At 72.7% G+C, this 4,423-nt stretch carries 3 protein-coding genes; all 3 read right to left on the bottom strand.

Translation table 11 applies throughout. The features are described 5' to 3' along the window. Positions 1-304: 304 nt before the first annotated feature. From EEJ42_RS33710 to EEJ42_RS33700, 3 genes are read right to left on the bottom strand one after another with little or no spacing between them, the layout of a single operon-like run. Positions 305-1,645 (bottom strand): sensor histidine kinase, encoded by a 1,341-nt coding sequence (locus EEJ42_RS33710; protein ID WP_123105853.1) that lies wholly within the window; start codon positions 1,643-1,645, stop codon positions 305-307. Next, entirely contained in the window at positions 1,636-2,307 is a 672-nt protein-coding gene (locus EEJ42_RS33705; RefSeq protein WP_009712672.1) for a response regulator transcription factor, read from the bottom strand. Before EEJ42_RS33705 ends, EEJ42_RS33710 begins: the two co-directional genes overlap by 10 nt. A 30-nt stretch (positions 2,308-2,337) precedes the next feature. Beyond that, positions 2,338-3,681, bottom strand: a complete 1,344-nt coding sequence (locus EEJ42_RS33700; protein WP_184503406.1) for an MFS transporter — start codon at positions 3,679-3,681, stop codon at positions 2,338-2,340. Positions 3,682-4,423: the final 742 nt, after the last annotated feature.

Below are 4,423 nucleotides of genomic sequence, written 5' to 3'. Positions count from 1 at the left end.
CGCTGCCGAGCGGCGCCGGGACGGCCCCCGTCCGGGGCGCTCGACCCTCTCGCCGGGCGCCGTGCGCGGCGGCCCGCAACCCCTGGCCCCCACGTGGCCGCTGCGCGGCGGGCCGCTCCTGTCGAACGCCGTGGGCGGGGGCGTCCCCGTCCCCCCTTCCGGGCCCACCGGCAGCCGCAACTCCACCACCAGCCCCCGTGGCTCGGTGGCGCGGAGTGTCAGTCGCGGCGTGGGACACGGCGCTGCCGGGGGCGGGGGTGACCCCCGTTTCGGGAAGGGGCGGGGTAGGGGAGAGGAACTCGCCCTAGCCCACCGGCAGGCGCAGCTCCACCACCAGGCCGCGCGGCTCGGCGGAGCGCAGCGTCAGCTCGGCGCCGCAGGAGCGGGCCAGCTCGGCGGCGATGGCCAGGCCCAGGCCGCTGCCGGGGACGTTCCCGTGGTCCGGGGCGCGCCAGAAGCGGCCGGGGGCCGCGGCCAGCTGTTCGGGGGCGAGCCCGGGGCCGTCGTCGGCGATCCGCAGCGCTCCGGCGGCGTCGAGCGAGACGGTGACCGTGCCGCCGGACGGCACGAACTTGGCCGAGTTGTCCAGCGCGATGTCCGCGATCCGGGCGGCCGGGGCGGGCAGCGGCGGGGCGTCGGGGCCCGCCCGGTCGACATCCACCACCAGGGTCAGCCCCCGCGCCGCGTGCACCTCGCGCCAGGTGCCGAGCCGCGCGGCGAGCGCCGCGGGCGGGATCGGCTCGGGGGCGGCCGCCCCGGCCTCCACCCGGGCCAGCTCCAGCAGGTCTTCCAGCAGCTCGGCCAGCCGGTCGACCTCCGCGAGCGCTTCGGCGTAGTCGACGGTCCCGCTGTTCCGCAGGTGCGGCTCCAGGTTCTCCAGCCGCAGCGACAGGACGGTCAGCGGGGTGCGCAGTTCGTGCGAGGCGTCCGCGACGAAGGCGCGCTGCCGCTCCAGGGCGGTGGAGACCGCGTCGGCCATGGCGTTGAACCGCCGCTCCAGCAGCCGCAGCTCGGCGGGGCCGTGGCCGCCGTCGCGCACCCGGGCGTCCATCCGGCCCTCGGCGATCGCCCGGGTGGTGAGGTCCAGTTCGGTCACCGGCCGCAGGATCCACCGCGCGAGGCGGCGCGCGGCGATCAGGGCGCAGGCCACCGCGATCAGGGAGCCGCCCGCGACCGCCGCCCAGACGAACGCCACGTCGCGCCGGGCGGTGGCCGTGGCCACCCGCATGAGGACCACGCCGGAGACCTGGGCGTCCCGGCCGACCGGCTCGGCGATCACCACCGACCCCGGGCCGAACGGGGTGACCAGGGGGACGCTTCCGGTGGTACGTCCGGACAGCGCCCGCTCGGCGGGCTCGCGCTCCCAGGCCCCGCCGCCCGCCACCCGCTCGCCGTCCCGGCCCCGGATCTCCACCGCGGTGCCGTACAGACCGTGGTAGCGGGAGACCTCCTGGACGAGCCCGGTGGTGTACCCGTCGCGGATCGCCTGATCGGCGAGTTCGGCGAGGCGGGTCGCGTCCGCGCGCCGCTCCAGCAGCAGTTGCCCCGTGCGGTGCGAGGAGTACGCGCGGGCGAAGGGCACCGCGAGCGCGGCCACCAGGCAGGCGATGAGCACGGTGTAGACCGTCAGGATCCTCAGGTGCATCCGCCGGTTCCCAGCCGGTATCCGGTGCCGCGCAGCGTCTCCACCAGCTCCGGACGGCCGGTCTTGGAACGGATTCCGGCGATGTGGACGTCGAGGGAGCGGGACGCCGACAGCAGCAGGTCGCCCCAGATCGCGTCCAGGATCTCCTCCCGGCTGCGGACGACACCGGGTTCGCGGGCGAGCAGCGCCAGCACGTCGAACTCCCGGCGGGTGAGGGCGACGGGGTGGCCGTCCACCTCCAGCTGCCGGGTGGCCAGGTCGATGCGTACGCCGCCGACCGCGACCACCGGGCCCGCGGCCGTGAGCGGCCGGGTGCCGCGCCGTACGACGGCCTCCATGCGCGCGATCAGCTCGGCCGTGCGGAACGGCTTGACCAGGTAGTCGTCGGCGCCGCCGCGCAGGGACCGCAGCACGTCCCGCTCGGCGGCCCGGGCGGTGACCACGATGACCGGGACGGCGGAGGCGCGGCGCAGCCTGCGCAGCGCCTCCAGCCCGTCCATGTCGGGCAGCCCCAGGTCGAGCAGGACGAAGTCGGCGCCGTCCTTGAGCCGGAGCGCGTCGTCGGCGCGCCCGGCGCGGACGACCTGGTGCCCCAGCCGGTCGAGCGCCGAGGTCAGCGCGGCCGCCAGCCGGTCGTCGTCTTCGACCAGGAGAACGTGCATGGGCTTCAGGGTAAGCGGCGGCCCGAGGTCTCAGACAGCGGTCTTCCGCAGGCCCTCGGAGGCCGATTCCCCGGCCGCCTCCCGGGTGAGGGCGGTGTCCCGGGTCTCGCGCATGGTGAGGTAGACGATGAGCGAGACGGCGGCGCAGCCGGAGACATACCAGTAGAAACCGGACTCCGCTCCGGCCTTCTTGAACCACAGCGCCACATACTCCGCCGTGCCGCCGAACAGCGCGTTGGCCAACGCGTACGGCAGGGCCACCCCGAGCGCCCGGACATGGGTGGGGAACAGCTCGGCCTTCACCACCGCGTTGATGGAGGTGTAGCCGGTGATGATGACCAGCGCGGCGAGCGAGAGCACCAGCGCGCCGAGGAAGGTGTCGGTGTTCGCGAGCGCGGTCATGATGGGCACGGTGCCGAGCATCGAGCCGAAGCCGAAGGTGATCAGCAGCGGCCGTCGGCCGATCCGGTCCGACAGCGATCCGGCCGCCGGCTGGATCAGCATGAACAGGAACAGCGCGCAGAAGCTCACCAGCGACGCGTCGGACTTGCTCAGCCCGGCGGTGTTCGACAGGTATTTGGTGAGGTAGGTGGTGTACGTGTAGTACGCGACCGTGCCGCCCATGGTCAGCGCGATGACCAGCGCCGCCTCCTTGCGGTGGCGCAGCAGCTGGCGCAGGGTCCCGCGCTCGGCCGTCCCCCCGCCGGTGCCCTCTTCCTCGGTGTACGCCTCGGTCTCCAGCAGGTTGCGCCGCAGCCAGAAGACCACCGCGGCGGCCACGGCACCCACGATGAACGGGATGCGCCAGCCGTACGAGTGCAGCTCATCGTCGGACATGGTGCGCTGGAGCACGATCAGCAGTCCGAGGCCGATGAGCTGGCCCATGGTCATGGAGACGTACTGGAAGCTGGAGACGAAGCCACGGCGGCCGGGCTGGGACGCCTCGGTGAGATAGGTGGCGCTGGCCGCGTACTCGCCTCCGACCGAGAGGCCCTGGAGCAGCCGGGCCACCAGCAGGATGAACGCGCCGAAGTACCCCACCTGGTCATACGTCGGCGCGATGGCGATGAGCAGCGCGCTGGCCGACATCAGCGTCACGGTGAGGGTGAGCGCGGCCTTGCGTCCGCGCCGGTCGGCGTACCGGCCCAGCAGCCAGCCGCCGATGGGGCGCATGAAGAATCCCACGGCGAAGATGCCCGCGGTGTTGAGGAGTTGCGCGGTGTCATTGCCCTTGGGGAAGAAGGCACCGGCGAAGTAGGTGGCGAAGCTGGCGTAGACGAACCAGTCGAACCATTCGACGAGATTGCCGATCGAGCCGCCGAGCACGGCTCGCCAGGGGGTACGGGGGTGTGCTGCTGAGCCGGTGTCGCTCACTGGGCCTCCAGATACGTGCGGAAGCGGGTCGGCCGCTCGTTGAGGCGGTCGTCGCGCAACGCAGCGTCGGTGCGGACAGGGGCCGGCGTACAGACTCCGGACCGAGAGCTAACGTCCGGTTAACACAGTCGGCGGTTTTCTCTCTCCAGGAGACCGGCAGGGGCTCGAGACTCTTGGGCGGGTCTCAGGAGGTGCGAACGCGCTCCGTAGGGAGCGTTCGCCCAAGTGACAGCGCTGCGCTGATTTGCCTCCGCTGGGAGGGCTCCCGGTCGGGCAAGCCCCTTTCGGCAAGATTGCGCACGCCGGAGGAGCTTCGCCGGGCCCCGTTCCGTCCCGGTTGGAACCGGACCGAGCCGGACCTTAGGGAGGGTTTAAGGAGGGTTCCGAGACAGCGCGGATGATCTTCCCTCACGCCGCGACTTGGGCTCGGACGGGCCGTGCTGTCAGACGGGTGACATGGGCCCTGTGGTCCTCCACCTGCTCGTCAAGAAGGTGGTTGTAAGTGCGCCGGATCTCCTGGACGCTGTCGCCAACCCACAGAGCCACAGTCTCGGGCGGCACTGCGGGTGCCGATAAATCATCCACGCAGCTCAGGCTGCGTGCTGGTACTCGTGGAGCGCTCCGCCGAGTCGGTCTCGTCGGTCGATTTCCATGTGGGCGAGCTGGGCTTGTTTGGCGATGGGTGCGGGTAGCGGGCGGCATGGGGCGGCTTGCTCGAGTGCCCTGTGCGGGCGGTGTTCGT

The sequence above is a fragment of the Streptomyces botrytidirepellens genome (genome assembly GCF_003721215.1).
GTDB lineage: Bacteria > Actinomycetota > Actinomycetes > Streptomycetales > Streptomycetaceae > Streptomyces > Streptomyces himastatinicus.
This window is presented reverse-complemented; position numbering and strand designations above follow the sequence as displayed.